This is a genomic window from Congregibacter sp. (genome assembly GCF_047617445.1).
Taxonomy (GTDB): domain Bacteria; phylum Pseudomonadota; class Gammaproteobacteria; order Pseudomonadales; family Halieaceae; genus Congregibacter.
In genome coordinates this window covers 1-15,102 of record NZ_JBLGBE010000037.1, presented here as the reverse complement: position 1 = coordinate 15,102, position 15,102 = coordinate 1, and the positions used below count along the sequence as shown (strand labels likewise).

Genomic DNA, 15,102 nt, shown 5'->3' with positions numbered 1-15,102 from the left:
GGCACCTCATGGACTCTAATCCGCGCCAACTAGAATCCGTATTCAAAGCCAACTAGTACTCGATCCCTCTCTCGAAACTGCCCAAACAGCCCCTGTCGGTTACCACTAAATGTATCAGCACCCATCCAAAGCTGAAGATCACTGGTCATCCAATAACTCAATTTAAGCTGCAATTGCGTATCGCCATCGTTGAGTGAGTGAATGCCGATTCCCCTGAAGCGCCAGGTCGCGTTTACAAAGTCCTGCTGATACAGCAACGTTAATGTTTGCTCAGACTCATCACGCGCCATGATGTCTACATGATCAAAGAGAAAACTGTTGTAGATCTGCGCCGAGAGCAACGCATCCATGGATAGGGCCCAATCTATTCCAATGAGTGCCGAGAATTCCTCACTCTCAGCGACGGCTTCATTCGCCAGCGTGTTCGTAGGCTGAAAACTTTCAGAGTTGTAGGCGAACTCCCCACGCAGAGACACGTCACCAAAGGCGTTTGAAAACGTCCCGCCTAGCAAATGGCTTCGTCGATATTCAGGCTCCAAAGTCAAGTTAAGTGGCCCACGTACCCGCACGGGCAAAACCGGTGCATCAAGATAGCGATACAAATAATTGAGACTCAAATCCCACCCATCTACAAAACCAGAAAGAGCGAAACCTGCATCACTGTCTGAAAATGGGTTCTCGGGTTTATCGACCTCCCCAAGCGTGGTGATAGGAACCTGCGGAATGATTCTCGGCGATGAAAAACCGTAAGGCGTATCAAGCTCGGCGAGCTCGTGGTACGTCGTATCTGGTATCCACAACAGCTGTAGGCTTGCCGCCTCCCCAATGGGCACAGTCACATTCGCTGTCCACAGTGGAATCCGCGAATCATCAAAGTCATCCAGAATAAACTCTCGAAAGCTCTGAGGATTGACCACATCTAAAACCTTAATTCCATCAGCCTGCCCCCAAACTACTTGCTGTTTGCCAAGCCGCCAGTCGCTGACTCCCAATTGAAAGTCTACAAATAACTCTCGCAAGGAAACCTCGGCTTCGCCGCTATTGAACCAAGGCGCACTGATATCCGAGTAATTGGGGGGGCGGCGATCTGTCGGGCCAAGATCACCAACAGCATCCGCACGCACTCTAAGAATCGCCGTTAAATCTACACCGTTTGCAAAACGAACATCCCAACGAGGCTGGATAATAGATTCAAATTTTTGAGACTCAGATGACTCGGTGCCCCAAGCCCACTCATGCTGCCAGGTGCCAGAGAAGTCGACGAGCGTCCCTGTTTTTGGCTTGCGTCGTTGTAAGGTCGCTCGCGAAGCAGATACTGTTGCCGCCGGCGGCGGCCGTGTTGAGACTACAGGGGCTGAAACAACGGCGGCAGTTGACTGCGGAGCAGATTCAGTCACAGCAACCACTGGCGGCGCGCTTGCTGATTCAGCAGATGTCGTCGACGAGCCCACCTCTGCTTGACTAAGAGATGGCGCTATTGCCTCATTTGCCGGCTGGGGTTCTTGTATCGCGTTCTGTGCAAGCGTTGCCGACGCAGTCACCCCGATCGCCGTGGAGTCAGCCTCCACTGGCCCTTTGGGCACCGCACCTTCAGATCGAAGCACGATGTCAACAACTAGCCTATGACCACGCTGTGCATCAGCGTTAGGTGTGAGTGCGAAATGGCGTATCTGGTAATCACCTTCAGCGAGATTTACAACCACTCGCAAGTCTTCGCCAGCGCGCGGGGCATAGCTCAAGTCCAGGATCGGTGTTCCTGTATAGCTATCGGGGGAAATCAAAATATCGACACTTGCATCAGACAGATCCAACACTATTCGCTCAGGATTATCTAAGCGAAAAAAGTGGTAGCTGACCTTAGCGCTCATATCTAAAACCAGCCGTGTGCGCTCAGTTGTCGTGCCGACGCGCACCCCGGCCACACTTGAAGACTCCGCAAATGCCGTGTACGGCAAAGATAAACACATTGCGAGGACTGCTGTTAAAGCAAACGCCAGATTTTTCAAATTAGTACGCATACTTAAAGGCCACGCTGCATCGCTTGTTGCGTGAAAACCCGATCATCAATCGGCGTGAGGTAATCAACATCCGCAAATAGCAACTGCGTGCTGTGCCCCGTCTTGTGGTTAGTCATGAGTAGTCTATGTCTAGTCCAAATACCGTCTATCTCACGAACGTCTTCAACCAGCAGGGTCTTCAGAGCATCGCCGCTCACATCCCAGAAGTCGGCCTGCATCACGATCCAGTTGCTGCCATCGATGAGAGCCTCGGTGCGCGAGTAACCCAACTCTTTGGCAATAGCACTCGACTTAGGCGTGGCTTGAACGCGATAAAAGCCCTCCCGCTCGCTGGGTAGACGCTCGTAATCATAGTCTTCTGCGCTGAGTTGCCCATCGAGCTTCATATCCTCAAAACTAAAGTCCGTGCCCAGAAAGTAGTCACCCCGGTCTGCGGCAGGTATCCGTCGTACCTTGCGCAGTGCCGGCAAGTAAAGCCACTGATCGTCCTGTGTGGTCTCAGGATAATCCCAGGTAAGTACCGCGGTATCTCGTATGTTCGCGGGTGCCGTGAAGAATAGCGCGAGCCTTCTCTCCTCGCCAAAGTACTGTCGAAAACTCTGAGTTTGCCGTTCTCGAGTTCGGCCTCGCTTATCAATAGTACGAAACAACAGCGATCGTGAAACGTGCTCGCCCTGAGGCACCGCATTAACCCGGGCCACAATCGCGTCTGCGCTCAGTGCTTCATCGGCACGAGCATCGCCATTAGAGAGCGTTGCCATCAGCGAAAACACCAACAGCGGGAGGATCTGCGTAGCTCTATGAACAAACTTAGGCTTCAGCAGATACACAATAGCAGGCAAAAGAGTAACGCTAGCGAGGAAGGCCACGGCCATCGACAGCATGACGATACTGCCAAAGTCGCGAAGCTGCGTAACCTGACTGATCATCAGAACACCAAACCCACACGCAACGGCAAGCACATTTAGCAACAGCGCCCGACCAGTAGTCATGAAGAACTGAACGAACATCGCGTCGCCCCCATCCGAATCATCTTGGCTCCGACACAGAATCTGCAACCGACTCAAAGTGTGAATTGCAAAATCCACCCCAAGACCAATCGCAACAGCTGCGAACATCGAAGTACCTACTCCAAGCGTCAAACCGCGAAGGACCATAAAAACGTAAACAATAAGGATCGCAGCAATAACTGGAAGCAAAGTATAACCCCCAGCCATTATGGACCGAAAACTGACCGCAGCGACCGCCCATACTAACAAAAGCGCAATCACCAGACCACGGAAGTGCGAATCCCCGATGTTGCGAATCCAGTGATAATTCAAACTAACTCGACCGCTCAACGTAGCCTTTACACGATCATCAAAGTGCTCAGCGATGTAGGACTCAAGTTCTTCATACACCGTTTTTATCTGGCGGTAGCCCCCGTGATTCATGGTTAATCGCACATTCGCAGTGCGGTAGTCATAATCCACCTGTTGCGCAAAATCGTCAGGGTCCGCCGCAAAACTGTAGAGTAAAAAGTACTGCGCCACCTCTTCACGAGATGTTGGGATGAGATAATCTGCCGCCTCGCCCGACTTCAGGACTCGGTTCATCTGCTTTAGATAATCCACAATACTGCTCGCGCCCTTTACGTGCGGCAGAGTTAAAGCATAGACCTCCAGGGCCTCCATCCGGGCGAGTACATCCGGGTCAAAAATCCCCTCCTCATCCGGGGTTTCGATAACTATATCCAAAGTGCTGCTGCCATTGAGATGCTCATTGATGGCGCGGTCAGCTGTGACAATAGCCTCATCCGGATGAAAGAGACGAATACGATCCGCATCGACAGTGAGATGACTTGCGGCCCAGACTCCGCCGACCGCCATTAGCAGATAGGTGGCAATCATCCGCCGGGGGTAGCGCAGCGTAAGCGATCCAAGTTTCTGCAGAATCTGTCCTAGGCGATCGGTGGTCCCAGCCCGCTCTTGATCAATAAAGCGCTGAGCGACCTGCACACGGCACAAACACATTAGTGCGGGTAATGCCACGATCGAATACAACCAAGCTGCCGCTACGCCCAGAGCGGCGAACAATCCAAAATACTTAAACGGCGGCATGTAAGCCGCGAAGTAAAGACCAAGAAATCCAGCCGCGGTGGTTAGTGAGGTGATCGTTACTGGCAACCACATTGCACTCATAGTCGAGACGATTTGCACGTCCCTAGGCACCTGAGGTGCCTTCGACTGGGCTTCGTAAAAATGACTAAATATATGAATCGTATCGGCGACCGAAATCCCTATAAGTATGACCGGCAGAGCATTAGTAATCACATAAAACGGAATTCCGAGCGCTGCCATTGTCCCCAGAGCAACACTCACCGATGCAATGATCATGAAAACGGCCAGAAGCGCCGGAGCAAGCCGTCGGAAGGCAACAATAATCATCAGCACAATGATCATCCCGGCGATCGGATTAAGACGCTGTGCATCCGCATCGATGTAGGCACCGAGATAACCCGCAATCGCGCCCTCACCAGCAACATGAGCAACCACACCAGCTGGTAATTCGACCGCTGAGAGCACGCTGAGTATCTCTTGGTAAGTTTCCTCCGCTACCCCCTCATCAAAGAGTTGCGCCACGATCAATGCCGCCGACCCATCCCGGGCGGCTAAAGTCCCCATAAACATCGGAAAGTCTTCGACCGCCTCACGTACCGCATCAGCCTGCATTTGGGTTTGTGGCAAAGGGTCCAGCAGCGGCACCACCTCAATCCCGGCATAGGTTCCTGTAATCAGAGATTCTGAAGCAAGGCTAAGCGTGTTTTCGGAATCAACATTTGGTAGAGCAGCTACCGCGGCGGTCAGCTCGGCAATCGTATGCAAAATGTCAGGACGGTAAATCCCCAAGTCACCATCGGCTACCAAAGCGATGAGCATTGGATCCGATAATCCAAACTGCTCGCGAATCAGGTCCCGGTAGATCAGGGCGGGGTTGTCGGGCGCCAGGAATGCGTCCGAGCGGGTATCTTTGGCAAGGTCTTTCAAGCCGTAGAGCGATACGAGCAGCAGAAGCAGAAGCGGGAACAGGCAGCGCTTGGGATGCTCTACAACGAAATGAAAAAACTGTGACGCAATAATCATGGCGTCATGCTAGCGACTTGCGGGCCCTGGGTCACCCATCTACCGGACAAACCAAGGGCCAGTTTTGGCCAATAACTCTTACAAAGACTGCAGTAACTCCGTAGCAGCGGCCTGAGATGCGAAGGCAGGCCCCGCAGCCAGCTCAGCCAGCACCTCCCGAGCCTCATCACTACGTCCTGCACGCATTAGGATCTGAGCGCGGTTAAAGCGAATGTCAGGGTCGCCTGGAGCGCCCTCTAAGGCCTTGTCATTTAGAGCGAGTGCACGTGAATACTCTCCGCGCTCTAACTCCACCATTGCGTAGGTGTCTTTAACTTGGGGGCTTTGCGGCGCAAGCTTATCCGCTCGGGCTATGTAATCCAGAGCCATTTCCGTGTTAGTTTCCCGCGTAAACCACGCGAGATTATTTAACGCCTGAACATTTTCCGGCTGACGCTGAACGAGCGTGCCGTAATGCCTACGAGCCTCGTCGCTATTGCCAGCTTCCACCTGCCGTGAGGCAAGTAGACTCAAGACCAACAAGTCATCTGGGTATTCCTGAACCCACCGTTCGAGATCGCCGATTGCCTCGCTTCGCTCGCCAAGCGACCACCTTGCGGTAGTCAAAAGAGCAAGATTAGTGCTTGTCCGTGCCTGCTCAAACGCCTGCTCAAACAAGGCCTTTGCACCGACAGCATCGCCAGCAGATAGCGCGAGCCTGCCTCGCAGCGCCACAACATCAGCTTCGTTTTGTGTGGCAACTGGCAGCATCCCGACCTCGTCCGCAGCTTGCTCGCGCTTACCTCGCTTAATCAAAACCTCCACCAGCATTTTGCGAATTTCGATACTATTGGGAACCGCCTCTAACGCCTCTGCAAGTCGCAACTCAGCCACCTCCAGCCTGCCGTTCGCGGCTTCGACACGGGCCACCAATACCAGCACTTCCGGATCTTGCCCACGAAGCTGATAAAGTCTTCGGGCGCTGCTTTCAGCGGCCTCAGGCTGCCCAGTCAAAAGGTAGCTTCCAGCAAGCAACTGGTGTACCCGATAATCCCGATCGTTACTATCCACTACTGGAGTTATCAAATTTATAGCTTCTCCAGGTCGATTCTGACCCAGAGCAGCACGAGCGAGCGCAAGACGTGGCTCCAAAGCTTGGGGGCTAGACGCCATCGCGGCCTGCAGCGTTTGCTGCATTTTCTCGAGCTCGCCCGTTTGCTCCAACACAATCGCGAGGTTCATGCTGGTCGGCAAGTCTCCTGGGTTAGCTCTAAGCGCACTCTCGAGCGTAACAATGGCCCCCTGAAAATTGTTATCCAGAACTTCTAGGGTAGCTATGCCACCACTGGCTACAACGTTGCCGGGGTCGATCGTCAGTGCTTGATCAAATGCCGCTCTTGCGCCTCTGAGGTTCTGCGATTGAAGCAGGACACGACCAAGGTAAACGGACGAACGAGCACTATCTGCCGTTAGCTCCTTGTAAGCTCGCGCTGCCTCTTCGGCAGCTGGAATATTGCCTATAGAGAGCTGCGCTGCTATCAGCCGCTCACGCGCCGTAGAGTTCGTTGGATCCAGGTTCACTGCGGCCTCTAGCTGCTCTATTCCTGCAACTGCATCTCCAGCCACTACTTGCTGAGAACCAAGAGCCATTCGCGCCTCTATTGACTCAGGCTGCAATTCTGCAATCTGCGAATAGACTTGGGCGCTCTCAGCATTCATTCCTTGTGCTGACAGTGCCATGGCGAGGAAACCTAATGCTCTAATGTCCATAACATGCTCCTTCAATATGTCTCGTGCTATCGATTCGGTTTTATCGGGCTCACCGAGTTGCCACATAACGTTTGCAAGCCCTAAACTTGCTTGTCGGTGCCCAGGTTGCAGCGAAAGAAACTGCGTGAACTGCCGCCGTGCTGTGGAAAGGTTTCGCGTGCGCACATTAGCGTTAGCCGACAGCAGCAATGCTGATGGATGCTGAGGGTTTACGGTAAGGACTTGAGAGAATGCGCTAATGGCATTTTCATACTCACCGTCGTCAAAATATAACTGCCCCCGAAGAAAGTTAACGACAGGATAATTCGGAATCAATTTTTCCAGCTGAGCGAGATCACGGTCCGCTGCTTCATCCTTGCCGAGACGAATCTGCGTGTCCACGAGCTGAAGGCGGTCGCCGAGTCTGTAGGGGTTGGCCTTTGATGCTTTAGAAAAATACTCTTCCGCAGCATCCCGGTCCCCCTCTCGAGTAGCCAAAATACCTAACACGCTCAAGGCGTGGGCATTTTCCGGGCTACGCTTGACCACTGAAGTCAGTAGCGTTTTAGCGGCTTCACTGTCTTTGTCTAGCTGCAAGGCAAACATTGCACGCGTTACATCTGTGTAGTCACTGTCGGAGTCATCGGCGGCCACGAGCGCTGCCCGAGCGTTTTCGTAATCGACCTGTCCGAGGTAGGCCCGTGCGAGCACCGCTTGAAACTCAGGGTCGGAACTGATGGAGAAATAAGCACCAACATCGTACTCACTTAGTAACTCAGCTGACTCACCGGCCTGCACGAGGGCCTGAGCCATCAACAGCAGTGTAGACTTGCTCGCAGATGCCGCTAAGGAACGCTCGAATTCGCCAGCCGCTGTCAGGGGATCCATCTGGCGCAAATAGATCTTCCCGTAAAGTGAACGCGCTGCTGCGCTGTTGGGATTCTGCTGCAGAGCCGTCTTGACGTCCAGCTCGGCCGCAGCCACATCTCCAGCCGCCAAGGCCGTTGAAGCTCGAATAAGGAGTTCGTCTTCGGTTAGCGGAGATGAACACGCTCCAAGTATCAAAAAGAGTAGTAGAAACGGTGGAACCAATCGCAAACGCATTAGCATTGTCTCTGACATCAGGGGTTATAAGCTGCGAAGGGTATATTAGAGTCGACTACTTTTCGACCATTCATGCCGTCAAACTGTGACTAAGAACACGCTCCAAGAAAATCTAAGCGCCACATCCAGGCTGAACACCCTGCCATACTATTCAAGATAGCGCCCCGGCGCCAAAATCCGCTTGGGATCCAGTTGATCCCGAATGCCATTCATAAATCGCTCGTAAGCTTCAGTCCGCGGCGGCATCTTCCCCACGGTCTGTATGCCCAAGCGATAAGGGTAATAACCCGCATCACAAAACTGCTTGAGCATGTCGTCATGGCAGGCCATGGCCTGTTCGTCCTGCCCCTCTACATCGCGGTCGTAGGCGATATTCACCACGCAGTCGATGGTGCGCTCGGTAAGCATGGTGATGGACACCGCCGGCTCGTAGCCGTGTGCCAGCATGGTATCTCTAACGATATGCCAGATCGCTTCGGCGTGCGCACCGCTGTTGGGGGCTATGGGTGCAATCCACATGACACCGCAGCGATCTTGCTCGGGACTTAAATCACCGGAAGCCTCCGGCATGGACGGCTTACGCCAGTAATTGGAGGGCAGCATGCCATCACTGGGCTCGCCGCGGGTCATACCAAACACCGGTTTGAGCATTTTCATGAGCTCTGGCAGGTTCGTGCCCGTGATCATTTGATAGGGCTTGGCAAAAGTCTCGGCCAGGCGCAGCAGGAGCGTGTCCATAAACATGAGTCGATGCACCTTGCCGCGCAGTGCTTTTTTGATTCGCCCACGGGCAGCTCTCACCTCCGCTCGCGTGCCATACAGCGCGCCAGAGACATTCCAGGAACCGCAGTCCCATTCCTTACTCTTTGCATCAAGCACGTCTTTAGGCAGCGGCGTATCGCCATTGGCAGCATCAAAGGGGTAGCTCTGGATCGCCGCGATCATCTTGTAGTCGTTGCCGATGTGCATGGCACTTTTGATGGTGCCATCCAGTCTCAAGGGTTTCAGCGCCTCGATGAGCTTGGGTAGATCCGCATCACTATCGACCTTACAGCTGAAGAACTGCATGTAATCCGGCTTAGGCATAAGCCAGATCGTTGCCTCGACGATCACCCCCAGGTTGGACTGGGTAAACAGGCCATCGTAGTGCGGCCCCACACCCCAGCGGTAAACATCCACCGCTTGGGCGTTCTCATACTGACCAAAACCCGTACGCAGCAAGTCACCCTGGGGCAGCACGACCTTAAAACCGCCCACGTGCGCGAAGTGGTCAGAGAACGCCGTGTGTCCAAAGCCACGCTCGGCGATGTTGCCGATCATGCTGTGATGCGGTGACGCACCGGTAACATCAATCCAGAACGGCGCGTTTTGCGATCCCAAAAAATCGAACAGCATCTGCTGAGTGACACCCGGCTGCACGCGCACATAACCCAGCTCGGCGTTGTACTCGACGATCGCATCGAGTCGCTTGAGCTCCATAATCACACTGCCGCTTTTGGTGGGCACCTTGGAACCGTAACCGGTATTTAAGCCAGTACTGATCGGGTACACCGGTACTGTAAACTCATTGGCAATGCGCAAAATCGCCTGCACGTCTTCGATGCTCGCGGGACGCAAAACGGCCGGTACGGCCTGCTCAGTATGAAAAGTGGCTGTGGAATAGCTGGCAAGCGTCTCACCATCAACCAGCACATAGTCATCGCCTAATAGCTTCCGAAAGGACTCGATGGCAGCAACTAAATCACTGGACGATAATTCTTCTAGCGTTTCCTCGGCGGTCATTGCTGACTCTCCGGACTCATTGTCTTAAGTAATTGTGGTAAACCCGGGCGCATTGAATCGAGTCCGTTTAGCCCAAATGCTGGACGTAGCTTAGAAACCTTGCGAACCCCCTCGGGAAGGAGAATCTCAGCAAATTGACTGCGAACCACGTCGTAGCACAGGCGGAGCTCAGCGGGCCCACTGCGAATCGCTTCGTCTATGTTGAGGTAGTAAGGTGCCCGCACTCCTTTATATTCAAAATCCTCGCCCACACGCTCCACCGTCACCCCGATTCTACGAAGAATAGTCGGTAGAAATGGCTCCATAATCGCGAAGCAGTCTTTCCGGCGCATCAGATCTGCTGCCGCGGCCGCGGCTAGAAACAGTGATACGGCAATCAGAGAAAATGTGCGTTTTTCGCGAGCGGCAAAGTGCAAGGACTCGGTATCACCGAATCGCGTCGCTTTTTCTCCGCGACGACGACGAAACTGCCCATCTACGGCTAATCGCGAAATCTCTGCCATAGAGCCTCTACGACTTTCGAAGTGACTAAAAAAATCAGCATCGAGACTGCCGTCACAATGATCCTCCATGGGCATACGAGTGCTGTCTTCGACAGTTACAAGACGCACGCAACCCGCGGGAAGACCGGTGGATTTGTGGGTAACCAAACAATGGATGGACTGATCGTCAAACGTATCAGTTTCCATATCGTCAAGAAACGCCTCGGGATCCTCGTAGCCGAACTCCTCGCAATACACGCTATAGCGAACGCGATACACATCGGCCTTTTGCTCGTCAGTCAGAGCCAGAGAAAGCTCAAAGAACTGCGCAAAGTCCATAAAGAGTGACGATATTTCTGGTTTGACTTGCGGTTTAGACATACACGACGCTCATATTCTTTATCAACGCAGTATAAAGGGTCTTTTAGTGATGCGCTGCTAGTGCGCAGACTCTAAGCAAACTGCTCTAACAAGGTTTGGGCATGAGCGCGCGTCAGCCCGTCAATCTGCTCAACGGTCATACGCACACCGGCCTTGTTGCCAAAATAGGGATCGGGGATATCCAGTCCACGAGGATCGAGTAACTCGACGCGATCTGCAGAGTCCGCAAAGCGCTCACACAATACCTGTCGATGAGTGCTCTCCATCACCCAAACAACACTCGCCTCATCCATAAGCGCCTGCGAGGCCGCCTTGGCCCGCATACCCGATGACTTAACCCCCATTTCATCCAGTATCGATAGCACCCGGGGATCCGGACGACGCCCGGGGGCCCCCACATCGGTGCCCACCGATTTCACTGCGATGGATCGACTCATACCCAAAGCTTTGAGGTGATGCTTTAGCAATGCCTCGGCAGCCGGTGAACGGCAGACGTTGGCGGTACAAACCATAAGCACCGTAATCTCGGGGCGACTAAAGGGCCAGATCATTGCAAAGACTCCAGAAGCTCGCGCAAATGCCGCACCGGAATCGCGTAAGCAATCCCCGACGGCGCCGACAATAAGGTCTCACGACTCTCCTTCACGAACACACTGTTCATAACACCTATTACCTCGCCTGTGGTGACCCGATACACCGCAGAGCCGCTGTTACCCGGGTAAGCAATGGCATCCAGCTGATAGACATCAAAAGGACGCCGCAATCGGCTCATTTGCACAGCGTCTAACTGGCGGCCCTGATCCGCCGGTCTGGCCACGGGCGTAATAGCCGACACTATTCCCTCGTGAGTGATGGGATAGAGGCCCAGCACGGCCCCGATGGGAAACCCGGTAAAAGCCACCCGCTCCCCCGGTCGCACTCGATCATCGGAGGCGAGGCTCATCGCAGGCAAGCGGCTTCCCTCGTAGGCCAGCACTGCAAGATCATGTTCCGGGTCGTTTTTTAGCACGCGGGCAAAACGCTGCTCCGAGGCATTGCCGCGGCCGCTAAAAATCGTTAACTGCTCTCGGCCATCGCTATCGAGATCGCTGGGGATCACGTGGGCGTTGGTCACCACATAGGTTTCAGCGCCCGCCTGCACCACAAAGCCTGTCCCCATCAATCGCCGGGGCGGTCGGCCTCCCGTGGGTGCCCGCAGCGGATAGGCCGCCCCCACCCCCACCACCGAGGGCGTGAGCCGCTCCAGCAGGTCCGGCAAGTCATCGCCAAAGACCGATCCGCAGACCAGTAACAGGCATAGAAAATGTATAAGGCGAACCATCAAAAACACACTCTCAGGGCAGTGCCCTCAATAGAGCCGACATAATGGCCTGCCCAGGGGGTTTGGGAAAGCCAAGAACACAGCTATCACTGGCGACGCGGGACCCTAATGTGAGCCAGTTCACAGTCAGTCAAGGCAGCTTTTGACCCAAAATAGGTGTTTTTGAGCGCAGTGTCACAATTCTTTACAACTGAACGTGTAATCTGCCGCCGCAGCGCTAAAGTCTATAGTCAGAGCGAAAAAAAACGTCCTTTGAGCTAGATCAATACCGCTTTGGACAAAGCGCAATTATATAGGTTAGACATGACGGGTCTCGTTGGCACAGTGCGAATCTTCAACCACCACATAAACGTGGGCTACTACTGGCTCGCGCTTATTGATCTGTTGCTGTTTGGGGGTGCTGTCTACGCGGGTGCCGCGCTGTACTTTTTGAACCTGCCCGGCTCTTTCAACAACCTAGTCGACAATTTACCCCTGCAAGCCGTCATTTTTGCGGTGGTCACCACGCTCGCGATGTTCTCCATGGGCCTTTACGAGCCAAAGCTGCGCGAGGGTGTGAACGGCATTCTGCTGCGCACCGCGGGCGCTTTTGGACTCATGACTGCCGCGATGTCGCTTATCTTCTACGTCATGCCGAACCTACACATCTGGCGCGGCAACTTTGCCCTGGCAGCCGCTATCGCCTTTGCAGCGGCACTGACGAATCGTCTGCTTTGGACCCGCTTTATCGACATGGAGCAATTCAAGCGCCGTGTCCTGATTTTAGGTACCGGCACCACTGCCGCAACCATCAGTGACAAAATGCGTCGTAAAGCTGATCGTCGGGGCTTTCGTATCGTAGGTTTCGTTCGACAAATGGGCGAAGAGTCGGTAATAGAGCGAGAGCCTGCACTTACGCTGGATTGCCCCCTCTCGGAATACGTTCGTCGTAACGACATTGATGAAGTTGTTGTTGCCCTGGAAGATCGTCGAGACAATATGCCGCAGGACGATCTCATGCACTGCCGCAGCATGGGCGTTAACGTTCTGGATATCGTCGATTTTTTTGAAAAAGAAGCCGGCAAAGTACTGATCCAACATGCGCACCCCAGCTGGTTTACTTTCAGCAGCGGATTCCAGCGCGGGGACGCGACCAATATCGTGAAGCGTCTGTTCGACGTTGCTATGAGCTTTATGCTTCTTATGATTTCCTGGCCCTTCATGTTACTCGCCGTAGTGGCCATATGGATGGAAGATGGCGTGGGCGCACCAATACTGTACAAGCAGCGCCGCGTAGGTCTGGACGGACGTATCTTTGAAGTTATCAAGTTTCGCAGCATGACCGTAAACGCCGAAGGCGATGGCAAAGCACGCTGGGCCACAGCCAACGACGTCCGGGTCACTCGGGTTGGCAAGTTCATGCGCAAGACGCGTATCGACGAGTTGCCACAGATTCTTAATGTGATGGCCGGCGAAATGGCTTTTGTTGGCCCACGCCCGGAGCGTCCTGAGTTTGTTCGCGAACTTAACGAGACCGTGCCATTCTATGAGAAACGTCACTGCGTTAAGCCAGGCATCACCGGCTGGGCACAGATGAACTACCCCTATGGCGCTTCCCTTGATGACACCTTCAGCAAGCTGGAATATGACCTCTACTACGTGAAGCACCAGAGCTTGTTCCTGGACTTTCTAGTACTGCTCCAGACCGCCGAAGTTATTCTCTTTGGCAAGGGTGCCCGCTAGATCGTAGCGCCCTGTCGCCCTTGGGGGTGTCAGCATTTTTTACACCCCTCTGCGACCACCTCCCTAACTTCCTGTAATTACTCGCGAAAAACTCTGGCTCAGGTCTTGCAGGTCTACTCGTAACCGGTACACTTGTCCAAACCACTGCGGAGGTACGCCGAACGTAATGTCGGCTCACGCTTTTATCTAATCTGATGGATGTGCTACTCAACATCATCGGAATCCTCGGACTAGGCGCACTTCTTATTGCAGCCTGGGTTTTCGCCTCCGCCGCAAAACGCTATGTGACCGGTCAAGACCTTCAGGAAGAGATGGAGGCCATGGAATCGGATCTATCCCCCTACCGCCACTGGAAAGATCGCTCCGAAAACGATCGTCGTAAACAAAACCTATCTAGTTTTTTTCCTGTCACGATTGATGGCCTCGAAATCAAAGAAGACCGTCGCGCCCATCACGACAGACGGCACGTTGCCTGATAGGTTCGAGCGCCCGCTCCTGACTCGCACGTTCCTCACCGCGTTTCTTACACTTTTGCCACTGCCTTCACTGCCTTGTGCTCTGCGCAGAGTTTTATCCAGGACACCGTAGCGGCCTTTGATAACAGCGACTTCGTGTTTCAGCGCAGCGGATCCAACGTCCCCTTCATTCCTATCGCTTATCTAGGCGCCCGAAGCTACGGTGAGCCCCAAGTCGAAAACACTTTGACCGGCGAGACGCTGGACTTTCGACAACAAGGGGCGTCTGCAGCGGGAGGCATCCCATTTCTATTAAGCAGCCACGATGCGCTGGTCCTTGGCGGCTACGTAAGCAGCCATAGTTTTGAGACCAACGATAGCCGTAGCGAGGATTTTCGTGTCGATACCGTGGGACTGCCCGTCGGCTGGTTTCGTCAGGTCAATCCACAGTGGCAAGCTGCGGCATTTGTCATGCCACTAGGTCATAGGAGCACGCAGCAAAGGTCTGACTGGACACTGCAGACGATGGCAGGCGTTTTCGCACGGTACACGCAAAACGAGAGACTGTGGTGGGCCTTTGGCGTATTTGGCGATGACAGTCCCAGCGATAGCTATGTGATCCCCTATTTAGGCGCGAGTTGGGTGATCAACCCCAAGTGGACCCTGAGTGCGATCATGCCCTGGCCTGCTGTTCTGTATTCGCCCGGGGCTTCTTCCCTAGCCTATGCGTGTGCTTCAGATTTTAGCCTACAAAACGCCTCAACCAACACTCAAAGCAAAACCGACTCACCCGCTAATTTAATACGCCGGGGCCGATAGCCCCAGAAGCGCTCTACACAATCAGCGTTTAAAACAGCCTCTGGAGAACCCTTAGCCACCAGCATGCCATCAGCCAGCAGCGCACATTGGTCTGCGTAGCGCAGTGCGTGATTCAAATCATGGAGTACGGCGACTATCGCGTAACCCTCGGTAGCGGCTAACTCTCGA

10 protein-coding genes and 1 pseudogene are annotated in these 15,102 nt (G+C 53.9%); 3 read left to right on the top strand and 8 right to left on the bottom strand.

Features of this window, described 5'->3' with window-relative positions; genetic code table 11:
- Positions 1-29 precede the first annotated feature (29 nt).
- The 7 genes from ACI9KD_RS10115 to ACI9KD_RS10085 form a co-directional block, all read right to left on the bottom strand.
- Positions 30-1,967, bottom strand: a complete 1,938-nt coding sequence (locus ACI9KD_RS10115; RefSeq protein ID WP_414981046.1) for a DUF1302 family protein — start codon at positions 1,965-1,967, stop codon at positions 30-32.
- Positions 1,968-2,020: 53 nt separating this feature from the next.
- Entirely contained in the window at positions 2,021-5,140 is a 3,120-nt protein-coding gene (locus tag ACI9KD_RS10110; protein ID WP_414981045.1) for an outer membrane lipoprotein-sorting protein, read from the bottom strand.
- 78 nt (positions 5,141-5,218) lie between these two features.
- Positions 5,219-7,972 carry an XrtA/PEP-CTERM system TPR-repeat protein PrsT gene (gene prsT, locus ACI9KD_RS10105; RefSeq protein ID WP_414981044.1) on the bottom strand — a complete coding sequence of 918 codons (2,754 nt, stop codon included), beginning with the start codon at positions 7,970-7,972 and terminating at the stop codon, positions 5,219-5,221.
- A 147-nt stretch (positions 7,973-8,119) separates the two neighbouring features.
- Positions 8,120-9,754, bottom strand: a complete 1,635-nt coding sequence (locus tag ACI9KD_RS10100; protein ID WP_414981043.1) for an FAD-binding oxidoreductase — start codon at positions 9,752-9,754, stop codon at positions 8,120-8,122.
- Entirely contained in the window at positions 9,751-10,617 is an 867-nt protein-coding gene (locus ACI9KD_RS10095) for a PEP-CTERM/exosortase system-associated acyltransferase (protein ID WP_414981042.1), read from the bottom strand. The genes ACI9KD_RS10100 and ACI9KD_RS10095 overlap by 4 nt, the downstream gene beginning before the upstream one ends.
- A 71-nt stretch (positions 10,618-10,688) precedes the next feature.
- The gene (locus ACI9KD_RS10090; protein WP_414981041.1) at positions 10,689-11,168 is read right to left on the bottom strand and encodes a low molecular weight phosphotyrosine protein phosphatase; all 480 of its coding nucleotides are present in this window, start codon (positions 11,166-11,168) and stop codon (positions 10,689-10,691) included.
- Positions 11,165-11,938 (bottom strand): S1C family serine protease, encoded by a 774-nt coding sequence (locus ACI9KD_RS10085; protein WP_414981040.1) that lies wholly within the window; start codon positions 11,936-11,938, stop codon positions 11,165-11,167. Before ACI9KD_RS10085 ends, ACI9KD_RS10090 begins: the two co-directional genes overlap by 4 nt.
- 303 nt (positions 11,939-12,241) lie before the next feature.
- Between ACI9KD_RS10085 and ACI9KD_RS10080 the strand changes: the two genes are divergently transcribed.
- The 3 genes from ACI9KD_RS10080 to ACI9KD_RS10070 all read left to right on the top strand — a co-directional run bounded on the left by ACI9KD_RS10080 (position 12,242) and on the right by ACI9KD_RS10070 (position 14,934).
- Complete coding sequence (locus tag ACI9KD_RS10080) at positions 12,242-13,660, top strand: TIGR03013 family XrtA/PEP-CTERM system glycosyltransferase (RefSeq protein ID WP_414981039.1); 1,419 nt, start codon at positions 12,242-12,244, stop codon at positions 13,658-13,660.
- Positions 13,661-13,854: 194 nt separating this feature from the next.
- Positions 13,855-14,136, top strand: coding sequence for a hypothetical protein (locus ACI9KD_RS10075; protein ID WP_414981038.1), 282 nt, complete (start codon positions 13,855-13,857; stop codon positions 14,134-14,136).
- Positions 14,137-14,271: 135 nt separating this feature from the next.
- Positions 14,272-14,934 carry a hypothetical protein gene (locus tag ACI9KD_RS10070; protein WP_414981037.1) on the top strand — a complete coding sequence of 221 codons (663 nt, stop codon included), beginning with the start codon at positions 14,272-14,274 and terminating at the stop codon, positions 14,932-14,934.
- Here the strand turns inward: ACI9KD_RS10070 and ACI9KD_RS10065 are convergent.
- Positions 14,886-15,102, bottom strand: a pseudogene (locus tag ACI9KD_RS10065) (hemin ABC transporter ATP-binding protein); the annotation flags it as partial. The gene ACI9KD_RS10070 and the pseudogene ACI9KD_RS10065 overlap by 49 nt on opposite strands.